This is a genomic window from Burkholderia sp. BCC1999, from assembly GCF_905339975.1.
GTDB lineage: Bacteria > Pseudomonadota > Gammaproteobacteria > Burkholderiales > Burkholderiaceae > Burkholderia.
Genome location: NZ_CAJPHP010000007.1, coordinates 311,758 through 328,455, shown reverse-complemented (window position 1 = coordinate 328,455; position 16,698 = coordinate 311,758). Strand labels below are relative to the sequence as shown.

Here is a 16,698-nt window from a genome sequence, read left to right as displayed (position 1 = left end):
CCGCGCGCAACACTATCGCGAAATGAAAAAGGCGCCCCGAGGGGCGCCTTTCTCTTTACCACCGACCGGCCCGCGTTGCAGGCCGTCGCAGCTTACGCATAGGCCGGGCGCGTCTGGCCGGCCACGTCCTTCAGGTAGCGATGCACCGACAGGTCGTCGGCCTGGATCGCGGGCATCTTGCCCGAGATCAGGTTGGCGAGCAGTTGGCCCGAGCCGCACGACATCGTCCAGCCGAGCGTGCCGTGGCCGGTGTTCAGGAACAGGTTCGACACCGGCGTGCGGCCGACGATCGGCGTGCCGTCCGGCGTCATCGGGCGCAGGCCCGTCCAGAACGTGGCCTTCGACGTGTCGCCGCCGCCCGGGAACAGGTCGTTTACGCACATTTCGAGCGTTTCGCGGCGCGCGGCGCGCAGCTTCTTGTCGAAGCCGACGATTTCCGCCATGCCACCGACGCGGATGCGCTGGTCGAAACGCGTGATCGCGATCTTGTAGGTTTCGTCGAGCACGGTCGACACGGGCGCGGCCGCTTCGTTGACGATCGGCGCGGTGATCGAATAGCCCTTCAGCGGATAGACGGGGATCTTCATCAGGTTCGAGATGAAGTTCGTCGAATACGAGCCGAGCGCGACGACGTACGCGTCGGCACGCACCGTCTCGCTGCCGCACTGCACGCCGGCGATCTTGCCGCCCGCGATCGCGAGCGCGTCGATCGGCGTGTTGTAGCGGAACTTGACGCCGAGCGATTCGGCGAGCGCGGCAAGGCGCGTCGTGAACAGCTGGCAGTCGCCCGTTTCGTCGCCCGGCAGGCGCAGGCCGCCCGTCAGCTTGTGCGAGACGGCCGCGAGCGCCGGTTCGGCACGCTTCAGCTCAGCCGGCGACAGCAGTTCGAACGGCACGTTCGCTTCCTGCAGCACGGCGATGTCCTTCGCTGCGCCGTCGAGCTGCTGCTGCGTGCGGAACAGTTGCAGCGTGCCGCCCGTACGGCCTTCGTATTCGATGCCGGTATCGGCGCGCAGCGCCTGCAGGCAGTCGCGGCTGTATTCGGCGAGGCGGACCATGCGGCCCTTGTTGACCGCATAGCGCTCGGCCGTGCAGTTGCGCAGCATCTGGTACATCCACTGGAGCTGGAAGCGCGTGCCGTCGAGGCGGATCGCGAGCGGCGCATGCTTTTCGAACATCCACTTGACGGCCTTCAGCGGCACGCCGGGCGCGGCCCAAGGTGCGGCATAGCCGGGCGAGATCTGGCCTGCGTTCGCGAAGCTCGTCTCGAGCGCCGGGCCGGCTTCCCGGTCGATCACGGTGACTTCATGGCCTGCGCGCGCGAGGTAATACGCGCTTGCCACGCCCACTACACCACTGCCCAGAATGACGACTCGCATAGCTGCTCCAGATGGAAGGGACCAGATTGAGGCCGGGCGCATGTGCGGCTCCGTGTAACCTCTAGCTGATCTAGTTTTTTGCGCTATGGTATTGTCGAATGTGCAGGTTTTGTTATCGTATTTTTCAGGTTTTCAGCATAAACAAATGAGAACGCAACGTCAGCCCGTACGCTCGCTCGACAAGCTCGACCGGCGCATCCTGAAACTGCTCCAGGACGACGGCCGGATGGCGATGAAGGACCTCGCGGAACAGGTCGGATTGACCGTCACGCCGTGCATCGAGCGTGTGCGGCGCATGGAGCGCGATGGCGTGATCACCGGCTATCACGCGCGCGTCGATCCCCACCAGCTGGGCGCCTCACTGCTGGTGTTCGTCGAGATCACGCTCGGCCACAAGGGCGGCAACATGTTCGAGCAATTCCGCCGGGAAGTGATGAAGATCGACGAGGTGCTCGAATGCCATCTCGTGTCCGGCGATTTCGACTACCTGATCAAGGCGCGGATCGGCGAGATGGCCGACTACCGCAAGCTGCTCGGCGACATCCTGCTGCAGTTACCGGGCGCCGTGCAGTCGAAGAGCTACGTCGTGATGGAAGAAATCAAGGAAACGCTGACGATCGCCGTCGGCGATTGACGTGCCGGCGGCCCGTTGTCGGGCCCCTTATCCCGCCCTTGGCACGCTGCGCCCAATACTGTATAAATGTACAGTATTGGGCGCAGGCGAATGGGTGGGCATATGGACGATCGATCCGACAACGAATTTCCGGTAGCGCCGCCCGTGCCCCGCAAGGGGCGCGGGGCGGTCGACAACCTGCAGGGGCGGTATGAAATCGCGCAGCGCGAGGCGGTCGACGACGGCTGGACGCACGAGTCGGATGATGCCGACTTCCCCGCACCGCTGCGCACGCAGGTGTTCGAGGAGCGCGCGAAGAGCATCCTGACGCACAACCAGTCGCCCGATATCCCGTTCAGCGTATCGCTCAATCCGTATCGCGGCTGCGAGCACGGTTGCATCTACTGCTTCGCGCGGCCGACGCACAGCTATCTCGGCCTGTCGCCGGGGCTCGATTTCGAAAGCCGCATCTATGCGAAGGTCAACGCGGCCGAACTGCTCGAGCGCGAGATTTCGCGCAAGCGCTACGTGCCGGAGCCGATCGCGCTCGGCGTCAACACCGACGCGTACCAGCCGGTCGAGCGCGACCTGCGCATCACGCGCAGCGTGATCCAGGTGATGCACGATCGCGGGCTGCCGTTCGCGGCGATCACGAAGTCGTCGCTGATCGAGCGCGATCTCGACCTGCTCGCACCGATGGCCGAGCGCGGACAGGTGATGGCGGCGGTCACGATCACGACACTCGATGCCGATCTCGCCCGCACGCTCGAGCCGCGCGCGGCCACGCCGGCGCGGCGGCTGCGCACGATCCGCGCGCTGCGCGATGCAGGCGTGCCGGTCGGCGTGAGCATTGCGCCGGTGATTCCGTTCGTGACCGAGCCCGACATGGAGCGCGTGCTCGAAGCGTGCGTGGAAGCCGGTGCGACGCATGCGAGCTACATCATCCTGCGGCTGCCGTGGGAGGTCTCGCCGTTGTTCAAGAACTGGCTCGCCGCGCATTTTCCCGATCGTGCGGAGCGCGTGATGAACCGCGTGCGCGACATGCGCGGCGGCAAGGACTACGACTCTGATTTCTCGAAACGGATGAAGGGCGAGGGGATCTGGGCCGACCTGTTGCGGCAGCGCTTTCGCCAGGCTGTCAAGCGGCTCGGGCTGAACGAGCGCACGAATGGCATTCTCGATCTGTCGCAGTTCAGCGGTGCGCCGGCCACGGTTGCGCCGGCGCCGCGCGTTGCCGTGCGTTCGGTCGGCGCGAAGCCGCGCGATGACATGCAGTTGAACCTGTTCTGACGCGCGAACAAGACTGTCGCGTGTCGGCACCGGGCGCAAGGCACCGGTGCCGTGTTCGTTGCGCTTACTGCGAAATCTGCTTCGCGGCTTCGACCTGCGATTCGAAATACGTCTGGAACGACAGCGCGAGTGCGGTCATCAGCAGGAACGCGCCGATCAGCAGCGAGAAGATCACGACGAAGATCACGGTCCAGCCCGACTTGCTGTGCTTGCCGGTGTCCGCGTTGAATTGCGCATCCCATTTCTCGTCGGGGCGCAGCCCGTAGACGAGTGCGGCGAGGAATGCCGCCAGCAGCGAGATCGCGCCGGGTAGCGCAAGCCACCAGCCGAGGCCGGCGCTGCGTTGGGTCGCCGCGAGCAGAAGGAAGCCCGGGATGCCGACGATCGTCGCAAGGAGGTGTGCCCAGCCGTACACGTCGCGAAAGCCATACAGATAGAAGCGGTGCACGCCGAGCGATCCGAACAGGAACGCGAGGGCGGCGGTGAGCGTCTTGGAACGAAAGCGGCGGGACGGTGCGGTGCTGCTGGACATGGATGGCGGCGTATTGTCGTTGGCATGGGCGGCCGGCGGGCCGGCGCGGGCGCGCGGCCCGGCACGCATTCTACGATGCCCGGTCAGGCCCGGTCACCCCTTGCCTGCGTCAAGGTGCCGCATAGGTCACGCGGTAGAGGGCGCCGGCGTAATCGTCGCTGATGAGCAGCGAGCCGTCCGGTAGCGGCAGTACGTCGGCCGGGCGTCCCCATACCGTGCCGTCGGGCCGCAGCCAGCCCGTGACGAATGGCGTCTGGCGCGCCTGGCTGCCGTCTGCCGACACGACCACACGCATCACGCGGTAGCCGACCTTCGTGCTGCGGTTCCACGAGCCATGTTCGGCAATGAACACGTTGTTGCGATACGACGCCGGAAACATCGGCCCGGTATAGAAGCGCATGCCGAGCGCGGCAACGTGCGCGCCGAGCTTCAATACGGGCGGTACGTAGCGGCGGCACACGTCGGCGCTGCCAAATTCGGGGTCGGGCGTATCGCCGCCATGACAATAAGGAAAGCCGAAGTCGAGCCCGGCGCGCGGGGCGCGGTTCAGCTTGTCGTCGGGCACGTCGTCGCCCATCATGTCGCGCCCGTTGTCGGTAAACCACAGCTCGCCCGAATCGGGGTGCCATGCGAAGCCGACCGTATTGCGCACGCCGCGTGCGACTACCTCGCGTCCGCTGCCGTCCGGCTTCATCCGCGCGATGATCGCGTAGCGGCTGCGATCGGCGAGACAGACGTTGCACGGTGCGCCGGTCGGTACGTACAGCTTGCCGTCGGGGCCGAACGCGATGAATTTCCAGCCGTGATGGTGTTCGGTCGGCAGCGCGTCGGTCACGACGACGGGGGCGGGCGGGTTGGCGAGCCGGTCGTCGACATGATCGACGCGCAGGATGCGCGATACGGCGGATATATAGAGGGTGCCATCGCGGTAGGCGACGCCGACGGGCATGTCGAGCCCGGACGCGATCACGTAGCGCGCGCCGATCCGGCCCTCGTGCATCACGAACGCATGCACGCGGCCTTCCCGGGTGCCGACATACAGGATGCCGCGCGGCGACCAGGCCATTTCGCGCGCGGTCGGTACCGCGTCGGTCAGGATTTCCACGTGAAAGCCGGGCGGGACGACGAGTTCGCTCACCGGCAACGGCGCGGCAAACACCGGTGCGGACGCGAGGCAGGCAAGGCCGGCAAGCAGCGCCATGAAACGGTGCTGCGCGCGGCGCGTCGAGGCGGCGCGAAGGGGCGGCATGACGGTGGGGAACGTCCTGGACACGACGATTGTATGCCTGCCCGACAGGCCGTCCGCGGATTTTTTGCGCGTAAGTGTTTGTTGTACCTCTGGTTTCCGGCTATAATCGCGTGTTTCAGTAGTTTCGAACCCGGTTTTCCGAAGGACATCATATGGTTATCATCCGTCTGGCTCGTGGCGGCTCGAAGAAGCGCCCGTTCTACAACATCGTCGCTACCGATTCGCGCAACCGTCGTGACGGCCGCTTCATCGAGCGCGTCGGCTTCTACAACCCGGTCGCCACGAAGGGCGAATCTCTGCGTATCGCTCAGGATCGCCTGACGTACTGGCAAGGCGTTGGCGCGCAACTGTCGCCGACCGTCCAGCGTCTCGTGAAGGAAGCGCAAAAGGCGCAACCGGCTGCCTAACATGGCACGGTGTGCCGGTCGTGCCGGCTGTGAGGTGCATTGATGGCGGGTCACGATTCCGGTAATGCAAGGCGCGGGCGTGCGTCGTTTGGCGCATTCGTCCGCAAGCCGGTCGAGCGCGACGCTGTCGCGAGCGCCGGTGAGGCTGCCGAGCAAGGTGGTCTCGAAGCGACGCAAGCCTGGCCCGACGATGCCGTCGAGGTCGGGGCGGTAGTCGACGCCTATGGCCTGAAGGGCTGGGTCAAGGTGGCGGCACACGCCGACGCCGGTCGCGGCGGCGATGCGCTGCTCAAGGCGCGGCGCTGGTGGCTGGAGCGCGGCGCGGAGCGGCTTTCCGTCCGCATCATGCAGTCGAAGACGCACAGCGACACCGTCGTTGCGCAACTCGAGGGCGTGAGCGACCGCGATGCCGCGCTGGCCATGCGCGGCTTTCGCGTGTTCGTGCGTCGGGAAGATTTCCCGGCATTGGCCGCGGACGAATTCTATTGGGTCGACCTGATCGGTCTCGACGTCGTCAACGAGCAATCGGTGGCGCTTGGGAAGGTGAGCGGGATGATCGACAATGGCGTGCATTCGATCATGCGTGTCGAGTATCCGGCGACCGGCAAAGACGGTCAGCCGACCACCGACGAGCGGTTGATTCCGTTCGTCGGCGTATACGTCAAAACGGTGGACCAGGCGGCGCGTCGCATCGTCGTCGACTGGGAAGCCGATTACTGAAATGAACCAGGTTACCGAGAGCGCGGTGCAGTTCGACGTCGTCACGCTCTTCCCCGAGATGTTCCGTGCACTGACCGACTGGGGGATCACCAGCCGGGCCGTCAAGCAAGGGCGCTTCGGGTTGCGCACCTGGAACCCGCGTGATTTCACGACGGACAACTACCGCACGGTCGACGATCGTCCGTACGGCGGCGGTCCGGGCATGGTGATGCTGGCCAGGCCGCTCGAAGCCGCGATCGATGCCGCGAAAGCGGCACAGGCGGAACAGGGCATCGCGAGCACGCGTGTCGTGATGATGTCGCCGCAAGGTGCACCGCTCACGCACGATCGCGCGGTGCGGATGGCGCAGGAACCCGGTGTCGTCGTGCTGTGTGGTCGCTATGAAGCGATCGACCAGCGCCTGCTCGATCGGTGCGTCGACGAGGAAATCAGCCTCGGCGATTTCGTCCTGTCCGGCGGAGAGTTGCCGGCGATGGCGATGATGGATGCCGTCGTGCGGTTGCTGCCCGGCGTGCTGAACGATTCGCTGTCGGCCGTGCAGGACAGTTTCGCCGACGGGCTGCTCGATTGTCCGCACTACACGCGCCCGGAGGAATACGACGGCGTGCGCGTGCCGGACGTGCTGCTCGGCGGGCATCATGCCGAGATCGAGCGGTGGCGGCGGCAGGAAGCATTGCGGAATACGTTGCGGAAGCGGCCGGACCTGATCGTCCGGGCGCGCCGCGAGAAGTTGTTGAGCCGTGCCGACGAGGCGTGGCTTGCGAACCTCGCACGCGAAGCGAAGAACGCCTCCTGAGGCGGCTGCGCGAGCGGGAATTGGCGGTGCCGTGCATGCGTGCGCGGCGCCTGATGTGAATCCATCCTCTATCGGGGCCAGGCCTGGAAGCAGGCGGGTGCCAACGCCGACACGATGGCATAAGGAGTCAGTAATGAATCTGATCGCAAAACTTGAGCAGGAAGAAATCGAGCGCGCGCTCGCCGGCAAGACGATCCCCGAATTCGCCCCGGGCGACACGGTGATCGTGAACGTGAACGTGGTTGAAGGTACCCGCAAGCGCGTTCAGGCTTACGAAGGCGTCGTGATCGCGATTCGCAGCCGTGGTCTGAACTCGAACTTCATCGTTCGCAAGATCTCGTCGGGCGAAGGCGTCGAGCGTACGTTCCAGACGTACTCGCCGCTGCTGGCAAGCATCGTCGTGAAGCGTCGCGGTGATGTGCGTCGTGCGAAGCTGTACTACCTGCGCGAGCGTTCGGGCAAGTCGGCTCGTATCAAGGAAAAGCTGGTGTCGAAGGATCGCGCCGCAGCAGCTTCCCAAGAGTAAGAGCTGTAAGGAAAAAGCACCCACCCGGGTGCTTTTTTCATTCTGGCGCGACAATATGCTCGATACGACACGAACCCGAGAGCCCCATTGAATCGCCGCCCCATCATCGATCCCGAAGTCCTGCCGGTCGAAGGCACCGGTGCCGGCCTGCCTGTCATCGATCCCCGGCTGATGACGCCGTCCGGCTTGCGCGAACGTTTCGCGCGCACGCTCGAATGGAGTGTCGAGCCCGGCGAGGCGAGGCTGCAGGAGGGCGTCGATCCGCGTAGCGCGGCCGTCCTCATGCCGCTCGTCGTCCGCGAGTCGGGCCTGACCGTGCTGCTGACCCAGCGCGCCGACCACCTGAACGACCATGCCGGGCAGATCAGCTTCCCCGGCGGCCGTCGCGAGCCGTTCGATCGCGATGCAACGGCCACCGCGTTGCGCGAGGCGAAGGAAGAGATCGGGCTGGCCGACGAACGTGTCGAGATTCTCGGTGCGCTGCCCGACTACCTGACCGGCACGGGCTTCTGCGTGACGCCGGTGGTCGGCCTCGTGCATCCGCCGTTCACCGTGCGGGCCGATACGTTCGAAGTTGCCGAGATTTTCGAAGTGCCGCTCGCGTTCCTGATGAATCCTGCGAACCATCAGGTCCGCGTGTTCCGTTGGGAAGGCGGCGAGCGTCGTTTTTTTGCGATGCCCTATCCGAATGGCGAACCAGGCGGGCATTACTTTATCTGGGGCGCAACTGCCGGCATGTTTCGCAATCTCTACCGCTTCTTGGCCGCCGGCTAGGCGCACGCACCGGCCGGCGCGCGTGGCCGGCCGCCGGGCGACCGCGCCGGCAGCCATGCGCGGCTTACGCTGTGCTATCGTTATGCGAAAAATGACATAACTCCGAAGACGGCGCCACGCATGACTTTCTTTTCGGTTCTCCTCGCACTCATCATCGAACAGGTCCGCGCGTTATCACCGAGCAATCCGGTGTTTGCGTTGTTCCAGTTTCATGCGGAAACCGTTGCGCATGGCCTCGACGCCGGCAAGCAGAAGCACGGCATCCTCGCATGGCTCGCGGTCGTGCTGCCGTGGGTGCTGATCGTCGCGCTGATCTATTTCCTGCTGTACAAGGTGAGCTTCGTGCTCGCGTTCCTGTGGAACGTCGTCGTCGTGTATTTCACGCTCGGCTTCCGCCAGTTCAGCCATTACTTCACCGATATCCACCTCGCGCTCAACAACGACGACGTGCCGCGTGCGCGCGAAATCCTCCATGAGTGGACGGGCATCGATACGGTCGACATGCCGGTCGGCGAAATCGTCCGCCATACGCTGATTCACGCGGTTGTCGCATCGCATCGCCATGTGTTCGGCGTGTTCTTCTGGTATGTGCTGCCGATCGGCCCGGCCGGTGCCGTGCTGTACCGGATTTCCGAATATCTCGCGCGCAGCTGGTCGACGCCGGGCGACGACCGTACGGCCGCGTTCTCGACGTTCGCGCAGCGCGCGTTCTTCGTGATCGACTGGATTCCCGCGCGACTGACCGCGCTCGGCTTCGCGATCGTCGGCAATTTCGAGGATGCGATCTACGCTTGGCGCAATCACACGCGCCAATGGCCCGATCCGAACGACGGCGTGCTGCTGGCAGCGGGCAGCGGGGCGCTCGGCGCACGTCTCGCGGGGCCGCTCGCGGAACCGTCTAGCCTCGATGCGCTGGCGGTCGGCGACAGCGGTCCGTTGACGGTCGGCGACGATTGCACGCCGCGTACGCTGCAATCGGCGGTCGGCCTCGTCTGGCGCGCGGTGATCCTGTGGATGATCCTGCTGCTGATGCTGACGCTTGCCGTCTGGGTGTCGTAACGAAGCAGTGCAGGATCAGGATTCGATGAAAGAAAGGGCCGGCTCGATGCCGGCCTTTTTGCTGTGGGGTCAATCGTCGCGCGGGTCGCGCACGGCACCGCACTGCCAGCACGCGGTGAATTGCGCTTCAAGCGCTTCGCCGCACTGCCGGCAACGCCATGGAGCGGCGCCGGCCGACGGCCCGTGCGAGGCGGCATCGAGGAGCCGGCGCGCGAGTGCGTCGTCGCGTTCGTCGTCGAGCCACAGCTCGGGCGAGCACGCATCGGCCGGCAGGCCGCCGAGCGCGCCCGTCGCGTAGCAGTTGTGCAGCTCGCAACCGATGCCGGCCACCTGAAGCACGTTGGCCCAATGCTGCGCGGTCGCGAGATTGGGTGCCTTGAAGCGCATCGCGGCTCCTGTCGGTGAAGGCCGGCCCGCAGCGTGCCGGCCGGCGCCGCGCGCATGTCGCGCTTAGCGGACGATCTGGCTCGCCTCGTGCACGAGCTGCGCGTACAGCGCATGCCGCGTCGGCCCGATGCGGCCGTTGGCGACGGCTTCGAGGATCGCGCAGCCGGGCTCGTGCAGATGATGACAATTATAGAAACGGCAGTCCGCGAGCAGCGGCCGGAACTCCGGAAACGCACGCTCGAGGCGGCCTTCCGTCAGGTGGTAAAGGCCGAATTCCTGGAAACCCGGCGAATCGATCAGTGCACCGCCGCCTTCCAGCGGGTAGAGGCGCGTGAACGTCGTCGTGTGGCGGCCGCTGTTGAGCGCGGCCGAGATTTCGCGCGTCGCGGCTTCGGCATCGGGAACGAGCAGGTTCACGAGCGTCGACTTGCCCATCCCGGACTGGCCGAGCAGGATCGTCGAATGCCCGGCGAGGCGCGGCATCAGTTGCGCGCGCGCGTCGTCGGGGGAACCCTTCACCGACAGCTCCAGCACGTCGTAGCCGAGCGCGCGGTACGGCGCGAGGCGTTCGCGCGCGACCGGCAGCGCGGCCTCGACGTCGATCTTGTTCAATACGACCAGCGGCTTCAGTTCGTTCGCCTCGGCGGCGATCAGCGCGCGGCCGAGCAGGTCCTCGCTGAAATAGGGCTCGGTCGCGAGCACGATCAGCAACTGGTCGAGGTTGGCCGCGAACAGCTTCGACTTGAACTGGTCGGAGCGGTACAGCAGGTTGCGCCGTTCGCCGATCTCGACGATCACGCCCTGGTCGGCCGAGGCGAGTTCGTACACGACGCGGTCGCCGACCGCGATGTCGCTCTTCTTGCCGCGCGGGAAGCACTGCAGCATCGGGCCGCCGTCGTCGGGCGCGACGATATAGTGGCGCCCATGCGCCGCGATCACGCGGCCTTCGACCCGTTGCGCGCTCGACGCGCGCGGGGCCGGCTTGCGGGAAGTCGGGCGGCTCATGCGTGTTGCAGCAGGCGGTCGATCCGCTGCGACGCAGGCGGATGCGAGTAGTAGAAGGCCGTGTAGACGGGGTCGGGCGTCAGCGTCGACGCGTTGTCCTCGTAGAGTTTCACGAGCGCACTGACGAGATCCTGTGCGTCGGTCTGGCTGGCCGCGAACGCGTCGGCCTCGAATTCGTGCTTGCGCGACGTGAGGCTGCTGAACGGCGTCGCGAAGAACAGGAATACCGGAATCGCGAGGAAGAACAGCACGAGCGCGGCGCCGGCGTTGCTGGTGTCGAGCGACGGTATGACGCCGAGCCCGGTGTAGAACCACGTGCGTTGCGCGAGCCAGCCGAGCAGCGCGAGCAGCACGAGGCTCAGCACGAACGACACGAGCATCCGCTTCATCACGTGGCGGCGCTTGAAATGGCCGAGTTCGTGCGCGAGCACGGCCTCGATTTCCTGGCCGGACAGACGCGCGAGCAGCGTGTCGAAGAACACGATCCGCTTCGATGCACCGAAGCCCGTGAAATACGCGTTGCCGTGCGCCGAGCGGCGGCTGCCGTCCATCACGAACAGTCCCTTCGCCGCGAAGCCGCAGCGCTTCATCAGCGACTCGATGCGCGAGCGCAGCACGTCGTCCTTCAGCGGCTCGAATTTGTTGAAGATCGGTGCGATGAAGGTCGGGTAGATCAGCAGCACGAGCATCTGGAACGCGACCCAGACGATCCAGGTCCACAGCCACCACAGGCTGCCGGCCTGGTTCATCAGCCACAGCACGACGAACAGCAGCGGCAGGCCGAGCGCGGCGCCGAGCAGCGAGTTTTTCAGCATGTCGGTGAAGAACAGCCGTTTCGTCATCCGGTTGAAGCCGAACCGCTGCTCGATCCCGAACTGGCGGTAGTACTCGAACGGGATGTCGATCACGCTCGTGATCACGAGTACCGCGGCGACGAGCGCGACCTGCTGCCCGTAGCCGCGGCCGAGCCAGCCGGTCAGCAGCGTGTCGAGCGCGCCGACGCCGCCGAGCAGCGTCAGGCCGACCAGCACGCCCGCACTGACGACGATCTCGAGCATCGTCAGCCGGGTGCGCTCGACCGTATAGTCGGCCGCACGCTGGTGGGCGGTCAGCGGGATGGTCGCGCTGAACTGCGCGGGGACGCCGTTGCGGTGCGCCGCGACGAAGCGGATCTGCCGCGACGCGAGCCACAGCTTGGTGACGACCATCGCGAGTACGGCGATCGCGAACAGCAGGGTGAACGAAAAGGGTGACATCGAAGGCGCCAAAGGGTTCTATGCGAGAATTATATGTTCTAGCGGACCGGCCCCGCTGATGCGATGTCGGCCGCCCGGGCGGCGCCGCGCGCCGTCCGCCATTTTCCAGGATGACTCATGACCGATACCGCCGCTTCCACCAGCCAGCCCGTGCTCGTGCGCAACGAGTTGAACCTCGTCTGGCTCGATATGGAGATGACCGGCCTCGACCCGGATAACGACCGCATCATCGAGATCGCGGTCGTCGTGACCAATTCCACGCTCGACATCGCGATCGAAGGCCCCGTGTTCGCGATTCACCAGAGCGACGAAACGCTCGCGAAGATGGACGACTGGAACAAGTCGACGCACGGCCGCTCGGGCCTGATCGACCGCGTGCGCGCATCGACCGTGACCGAGGCGGACGCCGCCGCGCAGTTGCAGGCGTTCCTCGCGCAGTACGTGTCGCCCGGCAAGTCGCCGATGTGCGGCAACTCGATCTGCCAGGACCGCCGCTTCATGGCGCGCTGGATGCCGGAATTCGAGAAATTCTTCCACTACCGCAATCTCGACGTCAGCACGCTGAAAGAGCTGTGCCGCCGCTGGCAGCCCGCGATCTACAAGGGTTTCCAGAAGCGCGCGATGCATACGGCGCTCGCGGACATCCACGAGTCGATCGACGAGCTGAAGTACTACCGCGAGCATTTCCTGATTCCGGCCGCGTCGGCGCCGGCAGGCGAGTCCGCGCCGGCCGCCTGAGCGGGCCGGCACGCGTTCGGCGCCCGGCAAACGCTCAGCGCCGCGCGCTTTTCGGCCGGAACGCCGCGACCACCGCGGCGTCGGTCTCGATGTACGGGCCGCCGATCAGGTCGATGCAGTAGGGCACCGCGGCGAAGATGCCGGGCACGGTCGACTTGCCGTCGGCATCGCGCAGCCCTTCGAGCGTCTCCCGGATCGACTTCGGCTGACCGGGCAGGTTGATGATCAGCGCCGCATGGTCGGCCGTCTCGCGGATCACCGCGACCTGCCGCGACAGGATCGCGGTCGGCACGAAATTCAGGCTGATCTGCCGCATCTGCTCGCCGAATCCCGGCATTTCCTTCGTCGCCACTGCCAGCGTGGCCTCGGGCGTCACGTCACGGCGCGCGGGGCCGGTGCCGCCGGTCGTCAGCACGAGGTCGCACCCCGCGACGTCGACGAGCTCGGCAAGCGTGGCGGAGATCGTGGGCGCATCGTCCTGGATCAGGCGCGTTTCGGCGCGCCACGGCGAGACCAGCGTACCGGCGAGCCATTCCTGCAGGGCCGGAATGCCCTTGTCTTCGTAGACACCCGTGCTCGCGCGGTCGCTGATCGACACGAGGCCGACGATCAGCTCGTCCGGGTGATTACGCTTCGTCGTCATGGTCGTCTTCGGTGTCGTCCGGCGCGTCGTCACCTGCATCGGGCCTGCCGCTCGAGGTCTTGATCCACTGGAACAACTCGCGGAAATAGCGCGGCGGCTTGCCTTGCTGCGCTTCCTTGCGGGCGTTGCGGATCAGCGTGCGGCCTTCCTGGATGTCTGCGTCCGGGTGCTGGCGCAGGAATTCGGTCAGCGCGTCGTCGCTGGCGAGCAACTGGTCGCGCGTGCGCTCGATCCAGTGCAGGCGGGCCGTCGCGGCCTTGTTCACGCCACGTTGCGCGTCGAGTGCGGTGCGCAGCGCGGCCGTTTCGTCGTCGGTCAGCGAGCGCATCACGCGGCCGACGTACTGGAGCTGGCGGCGCTTGCCTTCGTGATCGGTGATCCGGCGTGCCTCACGGACGGCGTCCGAAAGGCTTTCGGGCATCGGCATGCGCTTGAGGGCGTCTTTCGGCAGATCGACGAGCGCCTGGCCGAGCACCTGCAACTCGTGCATCTCGCGCTTCAACTGGGATTTGCTGGGGCGATCGTAGCCGTTGTCGTCGTCTTCGACGGCATGCTCGATCGGCTGGATTCGGGTTTTGCGTGTCATGGGCGGCATTGTATCGCGGCGGGGACACCCCAAGCTTGTCTGTGTCCGGCCCCGGACCTTGCTATGATCGCGGGATACGCAACATTTTGACCATGCGGGCGCCCGCCCGCCACCGGATACCAAGACGATGGCAGCCAATCTCGACGTACAAGCGCGCTATTTCCCGCACACGCAGGACCAGCTCAAAGAAATCGCGTCGGACATCCTTCGCCATGCGAAGGCACTCGGCGCGTCGGACGCCGCGACCGAAATCTCCGAAGGCGACGGCCTGTCGGTGTCGGTTCGCCGCGGTGAAGTCGAAACGATCGAGCACAACCGCGACAAGATGGTCGGCGTGACCGTGTTCATCGGCAAGAAGCGCGGCAACGCGAGCACGTCCGATTTCTCGCCGGCCGCGATCAAGGATACCGTCGCCGCCGCGTACAACATCGCGCGCTTCACGGCCGAGGATGAAGCAGCCGGCCTCGCCGAGGCCGAACTGCTCGAAACCGACCCGCGCGACCTCGATCTGTACCACCCGTGGGCGCTGACGGCCGACGAGGCCGTCGAGCTGGCCCGCCGTTCGGAAGATGCCGCATTCGCGGTCAGCCCGCAGATCCGCAATTCGGAAGGCGCGAGCGTGTCGGCGCAGCATTCGCAGTTCGTGCTTGCGACGTCGCGCGGCTTCCTGTCCGGCTACCCGTACTCGCGCCACTACATCGCCTGCGCGCCGATCGCGGGCAGCGGCCGTCACATGCAGCGCGACGACTGGTATTCGTCGAAGCGCAGCGCGATCGATCTCGCGGCACCCGAAGCGGTCGGCCGTTACGCGGCCGAGCGCGCACTCGCGCGGATGGGCGCACGCCGTCTCGACACCCGCAAGGTGCCCGTGCTGTTCGAGGCGCCGCTCGCGGCCGGCCTGCTCGGCGCATTCGTGCAGGCCGTGAGCGGCGGCGCGCTGTACCGCAAGACGTCGTTCCTCGTCGACAGCCTCGGCAAGCCGGTGTTCGCACCGCACATCCAGGTCGTCGAGGATCCGCACGTACCGCGCGCGATGGGCAGCGCACCGTTCGACGAGGAAGGCGTGCGTACGCGCGCGCGCAGCGTCGTGAAGGACGGTGTCGTCGAAGGCTACTTCCTGTCGACCTATTCGGCGCGCAAGCTCGGCACGCAGACCACCGGTAACGCGGGCGGGTCGCACAACCTCGCGCTGCGCAGCTCGAACACGCAGGCGGGAGACGACTTCGAAGCAATGCTGAAGAAGCTCGGCACGGGCCTGCTGCTGACCGAGCTGATGGGGCAGGGCGTGAACTACGTGACGGGCGACTATTCGCGCGGCGCGGCAGGTTTCTGGGTGGAGAACGGTGTGATCCAGTATCCGGTCGAGGAAATCACCGTCGCGAGCACGCTGCAGGAAATGTTCCGGCACATCGTCGCGATCGGTGCCGATTCGATCGTGCGCGGCACGAAGGAAACGGGCTCGGTGCTGATCGAGCAGATGACGATCGCAGGGCAGTAAGCGACGCGCGGCGTCAGCCGCGATCCAACGAAAAAGCCCGACCGGCGCACGCCGGTCGGGCTTTTTTCATCGTGCGTGACTGCGAAGCGCGTCAGCCGCGCTTGCGCGCGTAGACGACGAACGCATAGCCGAACGTGTTCGGCGCGGCAGCCTGGTGCGCATCGCGCGACACTTCCTGCCAGTGTGCGGCGTCGGGTGCGGGGAACGACGCATCGCCGTCGAAGTCGGCATCGATCTCGGTGACGACCAGCTTGTCGGCGAGCGTCAGGCCTTCCGCATAGAGTTGCGCGCCGCCGATCAGGAATGCCTCGGGCACGCCGTCGTGCGCGGCGAGCGCCAGCGCATCGGCGAGCGACGTGACCGTGTCGCAGCCGTCGAAGCGCCGCGCTGCGTCGCGCGTGACGACGATATTGCGGCGGCCGGGCAGCGGCCGGCCGATCGATTCGTGGGTCTTGCGGCCCATCACGATCGGCGCGCCCATCGTCGTGCGCTTGAAGAACGCGAGATCCTCGGGAAGTTTCCAGGGCAACTGGTTGTCGCGGCCGATGATGCCGTTGCGGGCACGCGCGACGATCAGGGTCAACGTCGTCATGAAGGTCGGGGAAGAGGAAAACCGGAATGGCGCCGATTCTACCGGAACGGCGGCGCGCATCGCGCTTTCGCGTGCTGCGCGCCGCGACGCTCGAGGCATTGCGTCGCGGCGACGAACCGAATAAAAAGAGTGCCCGCCGGGGGACGGAGCACAAAACCTTTTCGTGTTGCGGGAGCGGCGATGCCGGCACGGATCGGTGCCGGCCGGCTTGTTCGAATCGTCAAATCAATGCGTAGTACTTATTGAGTGGGCCGGCTCACGCTCACTGGCGCGTATTGCTCTGCGCGTTGCCTTCCATTGCGTGCTGCACGTCGCCGGGTTGCGGTATCGGAAGCGGCATCGGCAGTTGGGGCGGTGGCGGGATCTCGTCCCACAGCGTGACGGTTGCCTTGCCGGTTGGCAGCGGTTGCGGTGCCGACACGGTCACGATCCCGAAACCGTTGCCGTGCTGCAGGCTCGGTGCGTTTTCGGCCAGCAGCATCGCGCGATCCGGTTTTGCGATTTCATCCGCGCGGGCCGGTGCTGGCGGGCCCGCGGCCGAGAGCGCAAACGCTATCGGCACGAAAGAAAGTAAAAGATGTTTGCGCATGGTCGCTGTCTCCGATCGTTTACGTATTCAGCGAAATGCATGCCACCGTGCCGGGACCG

General features: G+C 65.9%; 20 protein-coding genes. 10 read left to right on the top strand and 10 right to left on the bottom strand.

The window, feature by feature from the left end; genetic code table 11:
- Window positions 1-92: 92 nt before the first annotated feature.
- Window positions 93-1,379, bottom strand: a complete 1,287-nt coding sequence (locus tag U5809_RS12885) for a D-amino acid dehydrogenase (RefSeq protein WP_322086775.1) — start codon at window positions 1,377-1,379, stop codon at window positions 93-95.
- A gap of 145 nt (window positions 1,380-1,524) precedes the next feature.
- Between U5809_RS12885 and U5809_RS12880 the strand changes: the two genes are divergently transcribed.
- Window positions 1,525-2,013, top strand: coding sequence for an Lrp/AsnC ligand binding domain-containing protein (locus U5809_RS12880; RefSeq protein ID WP_166957528.1), 489 nt, complete (start codon window positions 1,525-1,527; stop codon window positions 2,011-2,013).
- Between the two features lie 90 nt (window positions 2,014-2,103).
- Complete coding sequence (locus U5809_RS12875) at window positions 2,104-3,282, top strand: PA0069 family radical SAM protein (protein ID WP_322086774.1); 1,179 nt, start codon at window positions 2,104-2,106, stop codon at window positions 3,280-3,282.
- A gap of 64 nt (window positions 3,283-3,346) precedes the next feature.
- Here the strand turns inward: U5809_RS12875 and U5809_RS12870 are convergent, their stop codons facing one another.
- Window positions 3,347-3,814, bottom strand: coding sequence for a TM2 domain-containing protein (locus U5809_RS12870; protein WP_282507012.1), 468 nt, complete (start codon window positions 3,812-3,814; stop codon window positions 3,347-3,349).
- Between the two features lie 109 nt (window positions 3,815-3,923).
- A complete protein-coding gene (locus tag U5809_RS12865; protein ID WP_322086773.1) occupies window positions 3,924-5,063 on the bottom strand; it encodes a PQQ-dependent sugar dehydrogenase in 1,140 nt (379 codons plus the stop codon).
- A gap of 152 nt (window positions 5,064-5,215) precedes the next feature.
- On the opposite strand from U5809_RS12865, the gene rpsP reads away from it, so the two are divergent.
- The 6 genes from rpsP (at window position 5,216) to U5809_RS12835 (ending at window position 9,345) form a co-directional block, all read left to right on the top strand.
- Window positions 5,216-5,470 carry a 30S ribosomal protein S16 gene (rpsP, locus tag U5809_RS12860; protein ID WP_006476550.1) on the top strand — a complete coding sequence of 85 codons (255 nt, stop codon included), beginning with the start codon at window positions 5,216-5,218 and terminating at the stop codon, window positions 5,468-5,470.
- A gap of 42 nt (window positions 5,471-5,512) precedes the next feature.
- On the top strand, window positions 5,513-6,190 hold the full coding sequence (rimM, locus tag U5809_RS12855) for a ribosome maturation factor RimM (protein WP_282507016.1): 678 nt from the start codon (window positions 5,513-5,515) through the stop codon (window positions 6,188-6,190).
- Between the two features lies 1 nt (window position 6,191).
- Window positions 6,192-6,986, top strand: a complete 795-nt coding sequence (gene trmD / locus U5809_RS12850; protein ID WP_043181891.1) for a tRNA (guanosine(37)-N1)-methyltransferase TrmD — start codon at window positions 6,192-6,194, stop codon at window positions 6,984-6,986.
- A 133-nt stretch (window positions 6,987-7,119) separates the two neighbouring features.
- Complete coding sequence (gene rplS / locus U5809_RS12845) at window positions 7,120-7,512, top strand: 50S ribosomal protein L19 (RefSeq protein WP_048249607.1); 393 nt, start codon at window positions 7,120-7,122, stop codon at window positions 7,510-7,512.
- Window positions 7,513-7,599: 87 nt separating this feature from the next.
- Entirely contained in the window at window positions 7,600-8,286 is a 687-nt protein-coding gene (locus U5809_RS12840) for a CoA pyrophosphatase (RefSeq protein WP_282507019.1), read from the top strand.
- 120 nt (window positions 8,287-8,406) lie between these two features.
- Window positions 8,407-9,345: a CobD/CbiB family protein gene (locus U5809_RS12835; protein WP_176046803.1), complete on the top strand. Its 939-nt coding sequence runs from the start codon at window positions 8,407-8,409 to the stop codon at window positions 9,343-9,345.
- 69 nt (window positions 9,346-9,414) lie between these two features.
- On the opposite strand, the gene U5809_RS12830 is transcribed toward U5809_RS12835, so the two are convergent.
- The 3 genes from U5809_RS12830 to U5809_RS12820 all read right to left on the bottom strand — a co-directional run bounded on the left by U5809_RS12830 (window position 9,415) and on the right by U5809_RS12820 (window position 11,993).
- Window positions 9,415-9,732, bottom strand: a complete 318-nt coding sequence (locus U5809_RS12830) for a DUF2007 domain-containing protein (protein ID WP_282507025.1) — start codon at window positions 9,730-9,732, stop codon at window positions 9,415-9,417.
- Window positions 9,733-9,795: 63 nt separating this feature from the next.
- Window positions 9,796-10,737: a ribosome small subunit-dependent GTPase A gene (gene rsgA, locus U5809_RS12825; protein ID WP_322086772.1), complete on the bottom strand. Its 942-nt coding sequence runs from the start codon at window positions 10,735-10,737 to the stop codon at window positions 9,796-9,798.
- A complete protein-coding gene (locus U5809_RS12820) occupies window positions 10,734-11,993 on the bottom strand; it encodes a M48 family metallopeptidase (protein ID WP_322086771.1) in 1,260 nt (419 codons plus the stop codon). The genes rsgA and U5809_RS12820 overlap by 4 nt, the downstream gene beginning before the upstream one ends.
- A gap of 117 nt (window positions 11,994-12,110) precedes the next feature.
- Between U5809_RS12820 and orn the strand changes: the two genes are divergently transcribed.
- Window positions 12,111-12,731, top strand: coding sequence for an oligoribonuclease (orn, locus tag U5809_RS12815; protein ID WP_322086770.1), 621 nt, complete (start codon window positions 12,111-12,113; stop codon window positions 12,729-12,731).
- Between the two features lie 34 nt (window positions 12,732-12,765).
- Here the strand turns inward: orn and mog are convergent, their stop codons facing one another.
- Window positions 12,766-13,374, bottom strand: a complete 609-nt coding sequence (gene mog, locus U5809_RS12810) for a molybdopterin adenylyltransferase (RefSeq protein ID WP_176046807.1) — start codon at window positions 13,372-13,374, stop codon at window positions 12,766-12,768.
- Complete coding sequence (gene yjgA, locus U5809_RS12805; protein WP_322086769.1) at window positions 13,358-13,960, bottom strand: ribosome biogenesis factor YjgA; 603 nt, start codon at window positions 13,958-13,960, stop codon at window positions 13,358-13,360. Before yjgA ends, mog begins: the two co-directional genes overlap by 17 nt.
- 127 nt (window positions 13,961-14,087) lie before the next feature.
- Here yjgA and pmbA point away from each other — a divergent pair, with 127 nt between their 5' ends.
- A complete protein-coding gene (pmbA, locus tag U5809_RS12800; protein WP_322086768.1) occupies window positions 14,088-15,458 on the top strand; it encodes a metalloprotease PmbA in 1,371 nt (456 codons plus the stop codon).
- Between the two features lie 91 nt (window positions 15,459-15,549).
- Here the strand turns inward: pmbA and U5809_RS12795 are convergent, their stop codons facing one another.
- Both U5809_RS12795 and U5809_RS12790 read right to left on the bottom strand, forming a co-directional pair.
- The gene (locus U5809_RS12795; RefSeq protein ID WP_322086767.1) at window positions 15,550-16,050 is read right to left on the bottom strand and encodes a dihydrofolate reductase; all 501 of its coding nucleotides are present in this window, start codon (window positions 16,048-16,050) and stop codon (window positions 15,550-15,552) included.
- A gap of 262 nt (window positions 16,051-16,312) precedes the next feature.
- Window positions 16,313-16,531, bottom strand: coding sequence for a hypothetical protein (locus tag U5809_RS12790; RefSeq protein ID WP_415877942.1), 219 nt, complete (start codon window positions 16,529-16,531; stop codon window positions 16,313-16,315).
- Between the last annotated feature and the right edge of the window lie 167 nt (window positions 16,532-16,698).